Annotated in this window: 11 protein-coding genes; 6 read left to right on the forward strand and 5 right to left on the reverse strand. The window is 66.4% G+C overall.

Annotation, left to right across the window (positions count from 1 at the left end; all coding sequences use genetic code 11):
* The first annotated feature begins 92 nt into the window (after positions 1-92).
* From IP65_RS01385 to IP65_RS01395, 3 genes are read left to right on the forward strand one after another with little or no spacing between them, the layout of a single operon-like run.
* Positions 93-1,028, forward strand: coding sequence for a Gfo/Idh/MocA family protein (locus IP65_RS01385; RefSeq protein ID WP_054130508.1), 936 nt, complete (start codon positions 93-95; stop codon positions 1,026-1,028).
* 3 nt (positions 1,029-1,031) lie between these two features.
* Positions 1,032-3,551 carry a beta-galactosidase GalA gene (gene galA, locus IP65_RS01390; protein ID WP_054130509.1) on the forward strand — a complete coding sequence of 840 codons (2,520 nt, stop codon included), beginning with the start codon at positions 1,032-1,034 and terminating at the stop codon, positions 3,549-3,551.
* Between the two features lie 20 nt (positions 3,552-3,571).
* Complete coding sequence (locus IP65_RS01395) at positions 3,572-4,696, forward strand: glycosyl hydrolase 53 family protein (RefSeq protein WP_231627507.1); 1,125 nt, start codon at positions 3,572-3,574, stop codon at positions 4,694-4,696.
* 101 nt (positions 4,697-4,797) lie between these two features.
* Here IP65_RS01395 and IP65_RS01400 read toward each other — a convergent pair whose 3' ends face one another.
* The 3 genes from IP65_RS01400 to recG form a co-directional block, all read right to left on the reverse strand.
* Positions 4,798-5,202, reverse strand: coding sequence for a hypothetical protein (locus IP65_RS01400; RefSeq protein ID WP_054130510.1), 405 nt, complete (start codon positions 5,200-5,202; stop codon positions 4,798-4,800).
* A 113-nt stretch (positions 5,203-5,315) separates the two neighbouring features.
* The gene (locus tag IP65_RS01405) at positions 5,316-7,985 is read right to left on the reverse strand and encodes a TonB-dependent receptor (protein WP_054130511.1); all 2,670 of its coding nucleotides are present in this window, start codon (positions 7,983-7,985) and stop codon (positions 5,316-5,318) included.
* A gap of 182 nt (positions 7,986-8,167) precedes the next feature.
* Positions 8,168-10,225 (reverse strand): ATP-dependent DNA helicase RecG, encoded by a 2,058-nt coding sequence (gene recG / locus IP65_RS01410; RefSeq protein ID WP_054130861.1) that lies wholly within the window; start codon positions 10,223-10,225, stop codon positions 8,168-8,170.
* Between the two features lie 64 nt (positions 10,226-10,289).
* On the opposite strand from recG, the gene IP65_RS01415 reads away from it, so the two are divergent.
* Complete coding sequence (locus IP65_RS01415) at positions 10,290-10,589, forward strand: succinate dehydrogenase assembly factor 2 (RefSeq protein WP_054130512.1); 300 nt, start codon at positions 10,290-10,292, stop codon at positions 10,587-10,589.
* Positions 10,590-10,758: 169 nt separating this feature from the next.
* A complete protein-coding gene (gene mfd / locus IP65_RS01420; protein ID WP_054130513.1) occupies positions 10,759-14,262 on the forward strand; it encodes a transcription-repair coupling factor in 3,504 nt (1,167 codons plus the stop codon).
* Positions 14,263-14,387: 125 nt separating this feature from the next.
* Here the strand turns inward: mfd and IP65_RS21910 are convergent, their stop codons facing one another.
* Positions 14,388-14,636, reverse strand: a complete 249-nt coding sequence (locus IP65_RS21910) for a hypothetical protein (protein ID WP_231627552.1) — start codon at positions 14,634-14,636, stop codon at positions 14,388-14,390.
* Here IP65_RS21910 and IP65_RS01425 point away from each other — a divergent pair.
* On the forward strand, positions 14,574-15,098 hold the full coding sequence (locus tag IP65_RS01425) for an outer membrane protein (protein WP_231627546.1): 525 nt from the start codon (positions 14,574-14,576) through the stop codon (positions 15,096-15,098). The two genes, IP65_RS21910 and IP65_RS01425, sit on opposite strands and share 63 nt — an antisense overlap.
* Positions 15,099-15,118: 20 nt before the next feature.
* Here the strand turns inward: IP65_RS01425 and IP65_RS01430 are convergent, their stop codons facing one another.
* Positions 15,119-16,474, reverse strand: coding sequence for a bifunctional diguanylate cyclase/phosphodiesterase (locus tag IP65_RS01430; protein WP_231627508.1), 1,356 nt, complete (start codon positions 16,472-16,474; stop codon positions 15,119-15,121).
* Between the last annotated feature and the right edge of the window lie 160 nt (positions 16,475-16,634).

A 16,634-nucleotide genomic window follows, 5' to 3' on the forward strand; every position in this document is an offset into this window, starting at 1 on the left:
TTTTGTTCTGCCGTCCCCGCCCATTGACCTCTCTAACCATATATATATGATAAATGTAAAGAGCCACCCCATAAGCTTGCGAGGAACCTGGAATGTCATACCCTCCGATCCGCCTTGGCCTGGTGGGCCTGGGCAAGATCGCCTGCGACCAGCACCTCCCCGCGATTGCGGGCAATTCCCGGTTCGATCTGGTCGCGGTGGCCGATCCGGTTCACCGGCTTGACGGGGTGCGCGGCTATGCTGGCCTGGCGGAAATGCTGGCCGGCGAAGCGGGCAAGCTCGATGCCGTGGCACTGTGCACGCCGCCCGCTGTGCGCGTGCCGCTGGCGCGCGCGGCCATTGCCGCCGGGCTCGACGTGCTGCTGGAAAAGCCGCCGGCCGCCGCCCCGACCCAGGCCCAGGCGCTGGAGCAACTGGCCGCGCGCGCCGGCGTCACGCTCTATGCCGCGTGGCATTCGCGCGAGAGCGAAGTGGTCGAGTCCGCACGCGCCTGGCTCGCCACCCGCAGCATCAGTGCGGTGCACATCACCTGGCGCGAAGACGTGCGCAAATGGCACCCCGGGCAGGACTGGCTGCTGTCGAAAGGCGGCTTTGGCGTGTTCGATCCGGCGATCAACGCCTTTTCGATCCTGACCGAAATCCTACCCTCGGGCATTTGCGTGGAAGGCGCGCGGATGGACGTACCGGCCAATCGCGGCGCGCCCACCGATGCGCACGTGGACATGCGCTGCAGCACCGGCGCACCGATCATTGCCGATCTGTCGATCCTGCACCCCGGCCACCAGCAATGGGATATCGTGGTCAACACGCCTGATGGCGAACTGGTGCTGCGCGATGGCGGGCATCGCCTGGAAATCGACGGCACGCTGCGCCAGGAATCCGGCAACGACGAATATGCCCGGATCTATCGGCGCTTTGCCGATCTGATCACGCGGCGGGAAAGCGATGCCGATGCCCGGCCGCTCTCGCTGGTGGCCGATGCCCTGCTGCTCGGCACCGTGACCACCGGCCCTGATTTCGAGTTCTAAGCCATGACCATCTCACCTTCGACCGACCGCCGCACGGCCCTTGCCCTGGGCCTCGCCGGCCTTGCCACCAGCGCCGCGCCTGCACTGGCTGCAACGGCCAAGACGGCTCTCACCACGCCGGCCGCTGACGCGGCTGCGTCGCCCCGGCGGCGCGTGCGCCTGGCCGATGGCTGGCGCTTTGCCCTGGGCCATGCCGCTGACATGGACCGCGATTTCGATTTCGGCCGCTATCAGCGCACCTATGCCAAGCCCGGCTTCGATGTCTCCCCCGCCACCCTGCCCGATTTCGATGACAGCGCCTGGGCCAGCGTGCGCGTGCCGCACGATTGGGCGGTGGAACTACCCTATGCCCCGCCCAAGGCGCCGGTGCCCAAGGACAAGGAAGACATGGCCGCCGCCCATGGCTTTCGTGCCATCGGCCGCGATTTCCCGCAGAACAGCGTGGGCTGGTACCGCTGCAAGCTGCCGGTGGGCGCAGGCGGCGGTCTAGTGGAGCGGGGCCGCGCCATATGGCTGGAATTCGACGGCGTGTTTCGTGACTGCAAGGTCTTCGTCAACGGCTATGAAGCGGGCGGCAGCGCCTCGGGCTATGCCCCGTTCCGCGTCGATATCGCCGATTTCCTCGATTACGATGGCGGCCCCAACCAGTTGACGCTGCGCGTCGATGCCAGCCTGGGTGAAGGCTGGTTCTATGAAGGCGCGGGCATCTATCGCCATGTCGACCTGGTCAGCGCCGCGCCGATCCACGTGCCGCAGTGGGGCACCTGCGTGCGCAGCGCGGTAGACTGCACGGGCGCACAGATCGCCATCGCCACTACGCTTGCCAATGCGGCCGAGGTGGCGGGCACGGCGCAACTGCGCCACCGCGTGCTGGCCCCCGATGGCCGCGAAGTGGCAGCCATCGCCGCGCAACCGGCCGCCACGCTGGCGCCAGGCGCGCAGACCACGCTGGACCAAGCGCTGGCCCTGCCCGCGCCGCAATTGTGGTCACCCGAAACGCCGCGGCTCTATACCCTGGAAACCAGCGTGCTGGTCGATGGCCAGGAGATTGACCGCACCCAGACGCGCTTTGGCATTCGCACGCTGTCCTTCGATGGCACGCGCGGCTTTGCGGTCAATGGCAAGCCGGTCAAGCTGCTGGGCGTGTGCAACCACCAGGATCACGCCGGCGTGGGCACCGCCATTCCCGATGCGCTGCATGCCTGGCGCGTGGCGCAGACGCAAAGCATGGGCGCCAACGCCTGGCGCAGTGCGCACAATCCGCCGGCACAGGCATTGCTCGATATCTGCGATGCGACCGGCATGATGATGGTCGCCGAAACCCGCCTCAACACCACCAATCCCGAGGCGATGGACGAACTCGATCGCATGATCCTGTCCTCGCGCAACCACCCGGCGATCATCCTGTGGTCGGTGGGCAACGAGGAAGGCCACCAGGGCACCGAGCGGGGCCGCCGCATTTCGGCGCAGTTGGTGGCACGCTGCAAGCAGCTCGATCCCACGCGGCTGACCACCCAGGCGATGGACAAGGGCTGGGACGGCGGCGCGGCCGATGCCGTCGATGTGGTGGGTTTCAACTATCGCACCGACAAGATCCCGGCGTGGCGCCAGCGCCACCCCGGCAAGCCGGTGATCGGCACCGAGACCGCCAGCACCGTGGCCACGCGCGGCGCCTATGCCAACGATGCCGCCGCCCACGTGGTGCGTGCCTATGATACCGAGCATCCGTGGTGGGCCAGCACGGCCGAGGAATGGTGGCAGATCGTAGCGGCCGAACCCGGCATTGCCGGCGGCTTTATCTGGACCGGCTTCGACTATCGCGGCGAGCCCACGCCCTATGCCCAGTTCCCCAGCGTTTCGAGCTATTTCGGGGCGATGGACCTGTGCGGTTTCCCCAAGGACAACTATTACTACTACCGCGCCTGGTGGCGCCGGGACGCGCCGCTGGTGCACCTCTTGCCGCACTGGAACTGGGCCGGCCGCGAAGGACAGCCGATCGAGGTGTGGGTCCACGGCAACTGCGCCGAGGTGGAACTGCTGCTCAATGGCCGCTCGCTGGGCCGCAAGGCGATGCCGCAGAACGGCCACCTCGCCTGGATGGTGCCCTATGCCCCCGGCCGGATCGAGGCGCGCGGCTATAACCACGGCCGGCTTGCCGCCCGCGACAGCCGGGTGACGGCCGGCAAGCCCGCCGCGCTGCGCCTTTCGGCCGATCGCACCCGCCTGGCCGCTGATGGCGGGGATACTGCCGCCGTGCGGGTCGAGGTGATCGATGCTGCCGGAAACCTGGTGCCCATGGCCGATACCGCGATCGACTTTTCCCTGAGCGGCGCGGCGCGGATCATCGGGCTGGGCAATGGCAATCCCACTTCGACCGAACCCGACAAGGGCCATGCGCGGCGCGCGTTCAATGGCCTGGCGCAGGCCCTGGTGCAAAGCGCCGGCACCGCTGGCGCGGCACGGCTGACCGTCACGGCCGCTGGCCTTGCGCCCGCCAGCCTCGACCTGTTCTTTCACGCCTGATGCGAAAGGCCCCTCTTTCCATGACCCTTCTGCGCCACGCCCGCAGCGCCGCGATGACCGCCCTTGCCCTTACGCTGTCCACCCCGGCGCTGGCCGCGCCCACCCCGCCGCTCTATCTCGGGGCAGACCTGTCTTTTACCAACGAGATGGAAGCCTGCGGCGCCCGCTTCCTTGAGCACGGCAAGCCGGCCGATCCCTTCGTGGTGCTCAAGCAGCATGGCGGCAATGTCATGCGGGTGCGGCTGTGGCACACGCCGACATGGACGCAGTACAGCACCTATGACGATGTGCTCAAGACGATCACGCGCGCCCATGCCGCTGGCCTCAACGTGCTGCTCGACTTCCACTATTCCGACGATTGGGCCGATGGCGACAAGCAGCCCGCCCCAGCCGCCTGGGCAAACCTGCCTACCGATGCCCAGGTCAAGGCGCTGCACGACTATACGCGCGAGGTGCTGGACAAGCTGGCGGCGGCCGGGCAGCTGCCGGAAATGGTCCAGGTTGGCAACGAAACCAACGCGGCCGTGCAAGGCGGCGTCAAGGACCAGCCGATCGACTGGACGCGCAACGCCCGCCTGCTCAACGCCGGGATCAGCGCCGTGCGCGAAAGCGCCAAGGCCCACGGCAAGCCGATCCAGGTGATGCTGCACATCGCCCAGCCCGAGAACGTCATCCCCTGGTTCGACGCCGCCACCGCAGCTGGCGTGCTCGACTATGACATCATCGGCATCAGCTATTACTCCAAGTGGTCGACCTACAACCTTTCCGGCCTGGGCAAGGTGATCGACGCCGCCCACCGTCGCTATGGCGCGCAAGTGTGGGTGGTGGAAACCGCCTATGCCTTTTCCGACGATCACGCCGACGACACGACCAACCTGCTCGGCTCGGACAGCGCCATCCCGGGCTACCCGGTCAGCCCCAAGGGCCAGCTCAAGTACCTGCAAGACCTGACGCAGACCGTGGTGGACAATGGCGGCAACGGCGTTGTCTATTGGGCGCCGGACTGGGTTTCCACCCGCTGCAAGACGCGCTGGGGCACGGGATCGAGCTGGGAAAACGCCGCGATGTTCGACATCAAGCGCCACGAAGCGCTGCCCGCGTTCGACTGGCTGGGGAAAACGTACCGGCCGCAAGCCAAGCCGTGATCGTCACCCCGGACGTGATCCGGGGTCCCGCTTGTTTTGGGCAGTTGCGCCAGGTTTCGCACCACCCCCAACCCCCTCCTCTGAAGAGGAGGGGGCTTTTTTCAGCGTTTTACGGGAATGTGGTGGCGGCCCACCACCCCGCCAGCCCACAGCGCGGCCCAGATCAGCAGCGGCTGCGCCAGCATGCGCGGGATGTGATACGCCAGGCCCAGGCCATGATCGGGCCGCGCCAGGTCCATCAGCATATGGTTCACATTGGCCGGCCACACGCACAGCGCATAGGCCGCCAGGCCCCAGCCCGCGGCGCGGCGCAAGGCGGGGCTATGGCCCTGCACCAGCGCCACGCTGCCGGCCAGTTCGGCCAGCCCGGTCAGCGTGATCACCAGCGGCGCCAGTGGCACCCAGGCAGGCGTGATCTTGAGGAATGGCGCGGGCAGCGCCAGGTGCAGCACGCCTGCAGCAAAATAGAGCAGGCCAAGCAGGATACGCACGATGCGACGGGTCATGCCCGCTTGTTGCATGGCACCGGCGCAGTGCCAAGAAAAAGGGCGCCGCATCGCTGCGGCGCCCTGGCAGGTTGAGGGCGGTTCGGGGAGAGGATCGAACCGCCCTGAAACGATCAATAGCGCACGGTCACATCGGCCAGATAGCTGCGGCCATACTTTTCATAGCGGGCGATCTGGTTGGGATCGTTGTTCCAGTAGAAGCGCGCCACCTGGTTGGTCAGGTTGTTGGCCTGGACCCGCACCGAGATGTTCTTGGTGATGCTGTAGCCGATGCTGGCACCCAGCGTGGTTTCGCTGTCCAGGCGCGTCAGCTGCGAGGCATCCCAGCCATAGATCACCGTGAACGGGCTATGATGCTTGAGCGCCAGGCGCGCATCGATGCCATGATCCGAATACCACAGGTCGAACTCGCCGGTGAAATCGGCCAGCCCCACCGCCGGGAACGGATTGGCCTTGGGCGCCAGTTCCTTGAGGTCGGACTTCACGAAGGCGGCGTTGGCATAGATACCGAACTTGTCGAGGCCGGGAATGAAGTAGAACGGCATCTGCAACGTGGTTTCCACGCCGGCGATATAGCCGCCCTTGCCGTTGGCCGGGCCGGTGATCAGGTAATCGGCGCCACCGATGTTCTGGGTGGTCTGGGTATAGCCGATGTTGGTATCGACATCCTTGTAATAGCCGGCCACGGCCAGCAGCGCATCCTTGTGGAAGTACCATTCCGCCGAGATGTCACCCTGCGTCGCCATGAATGGCCGCAATGTGGGATTGCCGGCACTGCCGGTCAACTGCGGCGGATAGACCGACAGGATGCGGTTGGCGCGCAGTTCATCGAGCGGCGGACGCGAGATGACGCGCGCGGCGGCAACGCGCAGCTTGAGCGTATCGGTCAACTCGAAGTTCAGGTTGATGCTGGGCAGCGCGCGGAAATAGTGGCTGTTGCCCTGGATCGGGAAAATCGTGGTGACATTGGCGCCGCTGCCGTTGTTGGCGGTCGGATCCCACGACGTGCTCGAACCGGCCGCGGTGCTGTGCGTGACCACATCGACGAAACGCACGCCAACGTTGCCCGAAAAGCCATTCCCGCCAAGGTCGGCCATGACATAGCCTTCCATGTCGTCCTCGCGCACACGCCAGCCCTTGGTGGGATCATCGGCACCGGGGGTATAGACCACCGACTGCGCGGCAATCGTGTCGAAATTGCCATAGACCATGGTCGGCACGCTGAAATTGCGCACATTGAACGCGGTCAGGTCAGCGGCGTTGAGCGTGACGTTGCCACCGCCGATCGTGCCCACGCTGCCGCTGCCATAGGCCAGGCTCTTGACCCGGTTGGAATAGCGCAGGCCCACGCCCACGCCCGCCAGCCAGCCACTGTTGACGGCGCGGCGAATGTCGATCTGCCCGGCGCCCAGGTCATCATGCAGGCGCTGCGGCCCGTCATAGAGACCGGGGTAATAGCTCTGCACCGTCTGGGCAGACGTGTCGCCGACATTGGCACCGCTGACCGAGAGCGACGGCACCTGGCCTGCGCCGGTGGCAAAGGTCGTGCTCGACGGATAGAATTCCGTCGCGACCGAGCGATAGAGGTTGTTGCGCTTGGCGCTGGAATAGGAGACGTCGGTCTTCACCGACCACGTGCCGTCGTCATACTTGGCGTTGAGGCCCGAGACGAACAGCGTCTTGTCTTCGGTGTATTTGCCGAACACGTTGGTGACCGAGGAATAGTTGTTGAGCGTGGCGCCCGTCACCGTGTTGCCAGCCAGCGTATAGTTGCCCGGCTGATAGATATCGCCCGGCTGCCCGAAATTGCCGCCCCAGTCGCCCCAGCCGTTGGACCGGCCGTACCACTGTTGCGCCTGGTTTTCGTTGATCTTGATGTTGGAATAGAGGCCGTCGAGCGTGATGTCCCAATAGGAACCCGGCTTCCACTGCAACGCGGCGGTGGTGCTCCAGCGGGTTTCGGTCAGGCCCTTGACTTCGGACTGGGCACCCCAGGGGGCGTTGATCTTGTTGCCGCTGGCATCGGTCGGCGGCGTGCCGGTGTCGGGCGTGTTATAGCCCCAGCCCTGGAAGCTTTCGAAGCCGTTCTTCTGCCGCTGGTAGGTGCCGCCCAGCACCAGGCCGAGATTGTCGGTCAGCTTGCCGACATATTGTGCGCTGCCACGCGCGCCGAGGCCGGAATAGCCGGGAATGTCCTTGCCGCCATCGTTATAGATCGCGCCGCCGCGCACGGTCAGCGCCGGGCCGTGATAGTCCAGCGGCTTGATCGTCTGGATGTCGATCGTCGCGGCCACGCCACCTGCGATGAAGTTGGCGCTCTGGCCCTTGTACACCGCCACCGACGAGACGATTTCGGACGGGTAGATTTCCCAGCGCACGTTGCGGTCGGGCTCTGACGAGGCCACTTCGCGGCCGTTGATCAGGCCCAGCACCAGGCGCGGGCCAAGGCCGCGCACTGCGGCCTGGCTGGCATTGCCGCGATCGCGCGTGGCGGTCACGCCCGGCAGGCGGCCCAGCGAATCGGCGATGGTCACATCGGGCAGAACGCCGATGTCCTTGGAACTGATGGTTTCGGCCACCACGGCGGTGTTGCGCTTGGCATTGAGCGCATCGCGCAACGAGGCGCGCAGACCGGTGACGACGATGGCCTGATCGGACGCGGCCTCGGCAGCGGCCTGCGGCGCGGCAACGCTGTCAGCCGATTGCGCAAATGCGGCGTTGGAACCCACGGCCAGCGCCAGCACGCTGGTTGCACACAGAACACGACGGAAATCGAGATGCATGAAAGCCCCTCCCGGAAAACAGTGAAGTCTTATTTATACGATAAATAGGATTCGTATGCGCAGGCTGTCAAGGCATGTTGCGCTGGGCGCTGGGCCAAGCGGGCAATGGCCGCAGAGTGTTGCCGGCTGGCAACAGCTTGGAATGCTCTGGAATCTTGGCGAAAGCCGCGATCCGCCGCGGTTCAGCCGCCGCGCAGCAGCTGGACGCCCCAATCGCGCTCGAACAGATAGAGCAGCACCCGCGCCGCTTCTCCGCGCGGGGAAGACAGCCCGCCATCGCGCTCCATCAACAGCCGCGCATCATCGTGCGCGATGGGCAGCAGGTTGGCGATCTGCTCGAAATCGGCGACGCGAAACGGGGTGTCGCCAGATTGCCGCGTGCCCAAAAGTTCGCCGCCACCGCGCAGGCGCAGGTCTTCCTCGGCCAGCAGGAACCCGTCCTGGGTTTCGCGCATCAGCGCCAGCCGCTCGCGGCCCACCTTGCTCACCATGTCGCCGCGCAGCAGCAGGCAGGTGGATTTCTGGCTGCCCCGCCCCACGCGCCCGCGCAGCTGATGCAGCTGCGCCAGGCCAAAGCGTTCGGCCTGCTCGATCACCATCAGCGTGGCATTGGGCACGTCCACCCCCACCTCGATCACGGTTGTCGCGACCAAGAGGCTCGCCTCTCCGCTGGCAAACCGCTCCATCGCCGCGTCCTTGGCCTCGGGCCGCATCTGGCCATGAACCATGACCACGCGCTCGCCAAAACGCTCGGCCAGCATGGCGTGGCGCGCCTCGGCGGCGGCGAGATCCTCGTTCTCTGCCTCGCGCACCATGGGGCACACCCAATAGGCCTGGTGCCCGGCGGCAATGTGGCGGCCGATCCCGTCGATCACATCGGCCAGGCGTTCCTGCGCCACCACGCGCGTGTCGATCGCCTGGCGGCCGGGCGGCATTTCATCCAGCCGCGACACTTCCATCTCGCCGTATTGCGCCAGGGTCAGCGTGCGCGGGATCGGGGTGGCGGTCATCGCCAGGCAGTGCGGCGTGCGCCGTGCCTTTTGCGTGAGCATCAGGCGCTGCCCCACGCCAAAGCGGTGCTGCTCGTCGATCACCACCAGCGCCAGGTTGCGATAGGCGACGCTGTCCTGAAAGATCGCGTGGGTGCCCACCAGAATGTCGATCCCGCCATCGAGCAGGTTCATCAACAGCGCTTCGCGCGCGCGGCCCTTGTCGCGGCCGGTGAGCAGCGCGATGTTCACCCCGGTGCCGCGCGCCATCTTGGCCAGCGTGTCGGCATGCTGTCGCGCCAGGATTTCGGTCGGCGCCAGCAAGGCCGCCTGCCCGCCCGCCTCCACTGCCACCAGCATGGCGTGCAGCGCCACGGCCGTCTTGCCCGAGCCGACATCGCCCTGCAGCAGTCGCAGCATCGGGCTGCCTTGGGCCATGTCGCTTTCGATTTCGGCAATGGCCCGGCTTTGCGCGCCAGTCAGCGTGAACGGCAGGTTGAGCTTGGCACGCAAGTGCCCATCGCCGTGCAGCGGCTGGCCAACCCGGTTGCGGTTGGCCGCGCGCACCAGCATCAGCGCCAGGGCATTGGCAAACAGTTCGTCATAGGCAAGCCGGTCCTTGGCGCGCTTGTCCGGCGCCTGGTGCGTGCGGGCCAGTGCTTCGTGCCATGCCGGCCATTCCTCGCGCGCCAGCAGGCCCGGCTCGATCCATTCGGGCAGGCGCGGCGCCTGGCCCAGCGCCTGGTGCACCAGGCTGGCGATACGCCCCTGCGTCAGCCCTTCCGACAGGGGATAGACCGCTTCGGTCAGGTGGCCCTGCAAGCCGGCGCTGTCTTCGCTGACGTGGTCGGGGTGCACGATCTGCCAGGTCTGGCCATACTGGTCGAGCCGCCCGGCCACCCAGCGTTTCTCGCCCACCGGCAGCGCCTTTTTCGCGGTATAGGCCGCGCGCCCGAAATAGGTGACCGACACATGGTTGCCCACGCTGTCTTCGGCAACCACGCGAAACGGCCCGCGCCCGGCTGGCTGGCGATGCTCGCGCACGGTCAGCGCCACGATGATCTGCTCGCCCAGCGCAGCCTCGTCCAGCGTGGCCACGGCGCGCCGCTGCACGAAACGATCGGGCAGGTGATAGAGAAAGTCGCGCACCCGCGTCAGCCCCAGCTTGTCGAGCGGGCGGGCAAGGCCGGCACCCACGCCCTTCAGGCTGGTGGCCTCGGCAAACAGGGGATTGAGCAGATCAGGGCGCATGGCGGCTCCATAATCACCATCGGGCCGTTGCGCCATGGGGCAAGCTGGCTTACCCGCAGCCGTCATGACCGAAACGACCGCGACTCCCGACTCCCCGCAGCTGGACGACGCGCGCCTGCGCCGCATGAAATTCCGTGCCTGGCACCGCGGCACGCGCGAGGCCGATTACATGATCGGCTGCTTCTTCGACCGTTTCCACTCCACCTGGGGAGAGGCCGAGGCCGTGTGGTTCGAAACCCTGATGGACGAGGAAGACGTCGATATCCTGGGCTGGGCGCTGGGCACGCTGTCGGTGCCGGAAGAATATGCCGGGCCGTTGATGGACCGCATGCGCCAACTTGATTACGTCGAGATTCCGCGCTGAGGGGTTGCGTTTCCCGCCCTTCGACAGGCTCAGGGCGAACGGAACGTTATTGCAATGCTTCGTGTTTTGTCCGTTCGGGCTGAGCTTGTCCCCGCCCCGTATACCAATCTCCGTTCGCCCTGAGCCTGTCGAAGGGCGCGCACGCAACGCACGCTTTAAAGAACCGCCCATGCCAGACCTGACCCGCATTCTTTCCGCCCGCAGCCCGCTGACGCTTGCCAGCGTGGCGCGCGGTGCCCAGCCGCTGGTCATGGCCGACCTCGCCCGCGCCGCAGCGGCTGCGAAAGCCCAGGGCCGCTGCGTGTTCATCACGCCTGACGATGCCGCCCTGCGCGCGGTGGTGGAAAGCGCGGGTTTCTTTGCACCCGAGCTGGACGTGATCGATTTCCCGGCGTGGGATTGCCTGCCGTTCGATCGTGCCTCTCCCGCCCTGTCGATCAGCGCGCGGCGGCTGGCGGCGCTGCAAAAGCTGCAGCACAAGCGCGACGCGCGGCCGCAGCTGCTGGTCACCACGATCAATGCCGTGCTCCAGCGCACGCTTTCCCCGTTCCGCATCCGCGAATCCACCCGCCTGTTGACGCCGGGCGTGGAAATAGGCCGTGAAAGCCTGATCGCCCTGCTGCAACGCCAGGGCTATTCGCGCACCGATACCGTGGTCGATGCCGGCGAATATGCGGTGCGTGGTTCGGTCTTCGATATCTATCCCACCGGGCTCGATCACGGGCTGCGCCTCGATTTCTTTGGCGACGAGCTCGAAACGCTGCGCCTGTTCGACCCCAGCACGCAGCGTTCGGTGCAGCCGGTGGAAACCCATCTGCTGCTTCCGGCAAGCGAGGCGCTGCTCGATGAAACGTCGATCAAGCGGTTCCGCAGCCGCTATCGCGAAATCTTTGGCGCCAATGCCACCAGCGATGCGCTGTACCAGGCGGTCAGCGAAGGCCGGCGCCTGGCCGGCATGGAGCATTGGCTGCCGCTGTTCGAAGAGCGCATGGTCACGCTGTTCGATCACCTGACCGAGGGCGATCTCGTCGTGCTCGATGCTGGCGCGGCCAAGGCCGCCGAAAGCCGGCTGGACGACATTGCCGATTACTATGCCGCCCGGACAGAGGCAGCGGCGCGTCAATCGGGCACCTATCGCCCGTTGAAGCCCGACGCGCTCTATCTGACGCGCGAGGAGCTCGATCGCGCGCTGGCCGGCTGGCCGGTGCACCGCGCCACGATCTTTGCCGAGCCGGAAAGCGCCAGCGTCATCGATTTCGGCTTTGCCAGCGCGCGCGATTTCACCCCCGATCGCGCGCAGGGCGTCAATATCTATGAAGCGACGGCCAAGCATCTCGCCGCACTAGGCACGCGCGGGCGCAAGCCGATCGTCGCGGCCTATACCACCGGCTCGCGCGCGCGGCTGGCCTCGCTGCTGGCCGAAGCGGGTAAGCAGGCCCCGGCCCTGGCCGACACCTGGCAGGAAGCGCTGGGCCTGGCTGCCAGCGGCCGCCCGGTGGCCGTGGTCCTGCCGCTGGAACAGGGCTTTGCCAACGATACCCTGGAACTGCTGACCGAGCAGGACATCCTGGGCGACCGCCTGGTGCGCCGCAAAAAGAAGCGCAAGGACGCCGACGCTTTCCTGGCAGAGCTTTCCGCGCTGATCCCGGGCGACCTTGTCGTTCACATGGACCATGGCATCGGCCGGTACGAGGGGCTCGAAGCGATCACCGTGGGCAAGAGCCCGCACGATTGCGTGCAGCTGACTTATGCCGGCGGTGACAAGCTCTATATCCCGGTCGAAAACCTCGATGTGCTGTCGCGCTATGGCGCCGAAAGCGAGAACGTTGCGCTCGACAAGCTGGGGGGTGAAGGCTGGCAGCGGCGCAAGGCGCGCATGCGCGAGCGCATCCTGGAAATGGCCGGGCAGCTTATGGCCACGGCCGCACTGCGCGCGCTGCGCCAGGCCGATGTCCTGGCGGTCGATCCCGCCAGCTATGGCCCGTTCGTCGATCGCTTCCCCTGGGAAGAAACCGAAGACCAGGACCGCGCCATCGACGACGTGCTTGGCGACATGGCCGAAGGCAAGCCGATGGACCGCCTGGTCTGCGGCGACGTGGGCTTTGGCAAGACCGAGGTGGCACTGCGTGCCGCGTTCGTGGCCGCCATGGCCGGGCACCAGGTGGCGGTGATCGCCCCCACCACGCTGCTGGCGCGCCAGCACTATGCCAATTTCGTCGAGCGCTTTTCGGGCTTTCCCATCCAGATTGGCCGCCTCTCGCGCCTGGTGCCGGCCAAGGAAGCCGCCGAAACCCGCGCCGGGCTCACCGCCGGCACGGTCGATATCGTCGTGGGCACCCACGCGCTTTTGTCCAAGTCGGTGGAATTCAAGCGCCTTGGCCTGGTCATCGTCGACGAGGAACAGCGCTTTGGCGTGACGCACAAGGAAAAGCTCAAGGAGCTCAAGACCGACGTCCACGTCCTCACGCTCACTGCCACACCGATCCCGCGCACCTTGCAGATGGCCATGTCAGGCCTGCGCGAGCTGTCCACCATCCAGACCCCGCCGGTCGATCGCCTGGCGGTGCGCACTTATGTCATGCCGTGGGACGACGTGACCATGCGCGAGGCGTTGATGCGCGAACACCAGCGCGGCGGGCAGAGCTTCATCGTCGTTCCGCGCATTGCCGACATGGCCGAAGTGGAAGACTGGCTGCGCCTCAACGTGCCGGAAATCCGCTTTGTCACCGCGCACGGGCAGATGAGCCCGACCGAGGTGGAAGACCGCATGAGCGCCTTCTACGAAAAGAAGTACGAAGTGCTGCTCTCGACCACGATCATCGAAAGCGGCATAGACATCCCCAGCGCCAATACCATCGTGCTGCACCGCGCCGATCGCTTTGGCCTGGCGCAGCTCTACCAGCTGCGTGGCCGTGTTGGCCGGGGCAAGCTGCGCGCCTATGCTTATCTCACCTATCCCGAAGACCAGGCCCTGTCGGAAGTGGCAGAAAAGCGCCTGAAAGTGCTGGGCGATCTGGATTCGCTGGGCGCCGGGTTCCAGCTGGCCAGCCACGATCTCGATCTGCGTGGCGCCGGCAACCTGCTGGGTGACGAACAATCCGGCCATATCAAGGAAGTGGGCTTCGAGCTTTACCAGTCGATGCTGGAAGATGCGATCCTGGCGGCCAAGGCTGGCGATATCGGCATGGCGCGCGAACGCGACGCGCTCAGCCCGCAGATCACGCTGGATGCGCCGATCATGATCCCGGAAGAATACGTGCCCGACCTGGCCGTGCGCATGGCGCTCTATCGCCGCATGAACGACGCCGAAGGCGCCGATGCGGTGGAAGCGCTGGCGGCCGAAATGATCGACCGTTTCGGCCCGCTGCCCCCGCCCACACAGAACCTGCTGCAGCTGATCGAGGTCAAGCGCCAGGCGATCGAGGCGCGCATCGCCAAGATCGACGTGGGGCCAAAGGGTGTGCTCGTCTCGTTCCACAACGACGATTTCCCCGATCCCATGGGCCTGATCGCCTATGTCGAGCGGCTCAAGGGCACGGCCAAGCTGCGCCCTGACAACAAGCTGGTGATCCAGCGCGCCTGGGGCGATGCGCAAGGGCGGTTGAACGGCCTGGTGCAACTGACCAAGGGGCTTTCCACCATCGCGCGGCGGGCGGCGAAAAAGGCCGCCTGACCGCCGTGACAACCACGCCGGCTGTCATGGTTGAGGCCGCAGGCAGAAAATGCAGATTTTCCAACCACCGAGCCAGCAAACCCGGCGGCAATCGTGTTCATGCGGCTTTTATGCCACACATAGTGTTACAAATCCCTGCATATCATGACCATGCGTTGACCATCCTGCCAGACAAAAACTATCGGCACGGGGCGATCACATCCCGGTGATGTTGTCAGCACCAAAAAATCACATTGCAGGACGATACCACAATGAAGAAGATCTTTGCCCTTGGCGCCGCCACGGCTGCTTTTGCTTGCGCCGCTCCCGCGATGGCCCAGGAAGTTGCCAATCACAGCGGCTTCACCGTTGGCGTTGTTGGTGGTTACGATCACGTGACCCTGGCCGTTCAGGGCGACAAGGGCAGCAAGGACGGCTTCGTCTATGGCGTCGTCGCCGGCTATGACTATGCCATGGGCCAGGGCAGCGTGGGCGTTGAACTGGAAGCCGATGGTTCGACCGTCAAGGAAAGCGATGGCACCGTGGCGCTCAAGGCCGGCCGTGACCTCTATGCCGGCGTGCGTGCGGCCTATGCCGTCAACCCGCAGGTTTCGGTCTATGCCAAGGGCGGCTACACCAACGCCCGCCTGCACCTTGACTATGGCAACACCGGCTATGGCTTCAACAACGGCGGTTTCCGTCTGGGCGGCGGCGTGGAAGTGGCCGTGAGCCAGCCGATCGTGGCCCGCGTTGAATATCGCTATTCCGACTATGGCCACACCTACATCGAAGGCCAGAACACCGGCATTTCGGTGCGCCGCCACCAGGTCGTTGCCGCGCTCGTCACGCGCTTCTGATCGGTTGTGCCGGGGCGCTGTTACGGCGCCCCGGACGCCAGGCGCGCCATGGCCGCGCCATCCAGCGGCCCGGCCCGCAGGAAGCCCTGGAACAGGTCGACACCCTCTTGCGCCAGCACGGCCAGCTGCGCATCGTTTTCCACTCCTTCGGCCACGACGCTGAGTGACAGCGCCCGGGCCATGGCCACCATCGCGGCCAGGATCGCGCGATCGCGGCCATCGTGCGCCACATCGCGCACCAACGAGCGATCGAGCTTGAGCGTATCGAGCGGCAGCGCCTTGAGCGTGCGGAAGTTGGAAAAGCCGGTGCCAAAATCATCGAGCGCCACCGCCACGCCGCGTGCCGCCAGCGTGCGCAGCGCCGCCGCACACGCATCGAAATCGGCAATCAGGGTCTGTTCGGTAATCTCGATCGTCAACCGATCGGGGGCAAAGCCGGCCGCATCGGCGCGCGCCAAAAGAGCCGGCGCGAAATCGGGCAAGGCAAAATCCTCAGCCGTCACGTTCAGCGACAGGCGCAGCGGCGCGGGCCAGGCATGGGCCCCGGCCAAGGCGGCCCCGGCAATCGCGTGTGACAGAGGCGCCATCTGATCAGCCCGCTCGGCTACGGCAAACAGCGTTTCCGCGCCGATCCGCCCCAGGCCAGGATGCTCCCACCGCGCCAGCGCCTCGGCCCCGGCCAGCATGCCATCGTCCACGCGAAACTGCGGCTGATAGAGCACGGCGATCTCTTGCCGATGCAGCGCGCCGATCAGGTCTGCCTCAAGCCGGGCGACACTGCGCCCGCGCGCGCGGTGGCGGCCATCGGCCCAGGCCAGACGGCGCGCGCCACCGACCATGAGTTGCGCCAGGGCCTGGTCCAGCCGATCGAGCAACGCGCTGCCGCCCTCCAATGCCTGGCCGCGCAGCAACGCGATGCGCGGCAGCAGCCGCACGGCATCGCCACCCAGCGCCAAGGGCCGGGCAATGCTGCGCCCCAGCCCCTGGGCCAGAACCTGCCAGCGTTCGCGGCTGAGGCGGCTGGCCGAAGCGACGAGAAATTCCCCGCCCGAAACCCGCGCCACCAGCGGCGGCCCATCGCCGCCCTCGCCCGGCGCCAGTTCCTCGGCGGCGAAATGGGCAATGCGCCGCGCCACTTCGGCCAGCACGCGATCGCCGCCGCCATGGCCGAAGGCCAGGTTCACCGCCTGGAACCGGTTGAGGCCGATCAGCATGGCCTGCACGGTTCCCTGCGCGCCCGCCCGATCGAGCCAGTCGCGCGCCTGCGCGGCCGTGGCCAGCCCGGTTAAGCCGTCCTGCGTCAAGCCGTCCTGCCCAGGGGGAGGGGCGATGGCAGGGACAACGGGCGGCAAATCAGGGCTGGCAGGCATGGTCATCTTCCCCTCGCCCTAGCAGAGCCACGCGCCGGCTGTCTGCCCCCGGGCACACCTGGGACATTTTCGCGTTGCGCCATTATGGGGCGCCCCATATCACGCCCCCAGCTTTGCCGCGCCACGGCGGCGAAAGCGACATGCGCCGCGATTCCTGCGGCCGGGA

Origin of the sequence: Novosphingobium sp. AAP1 (genome assembly GCF_001295765.1) — a bacterium.
GTDB lineage: Bacteria > Pseudomonadota > Alphaproteobacteria > Sphingomonadales > Sphingomonadaceae > Novosphingobium > Novosphingobium capsulatum.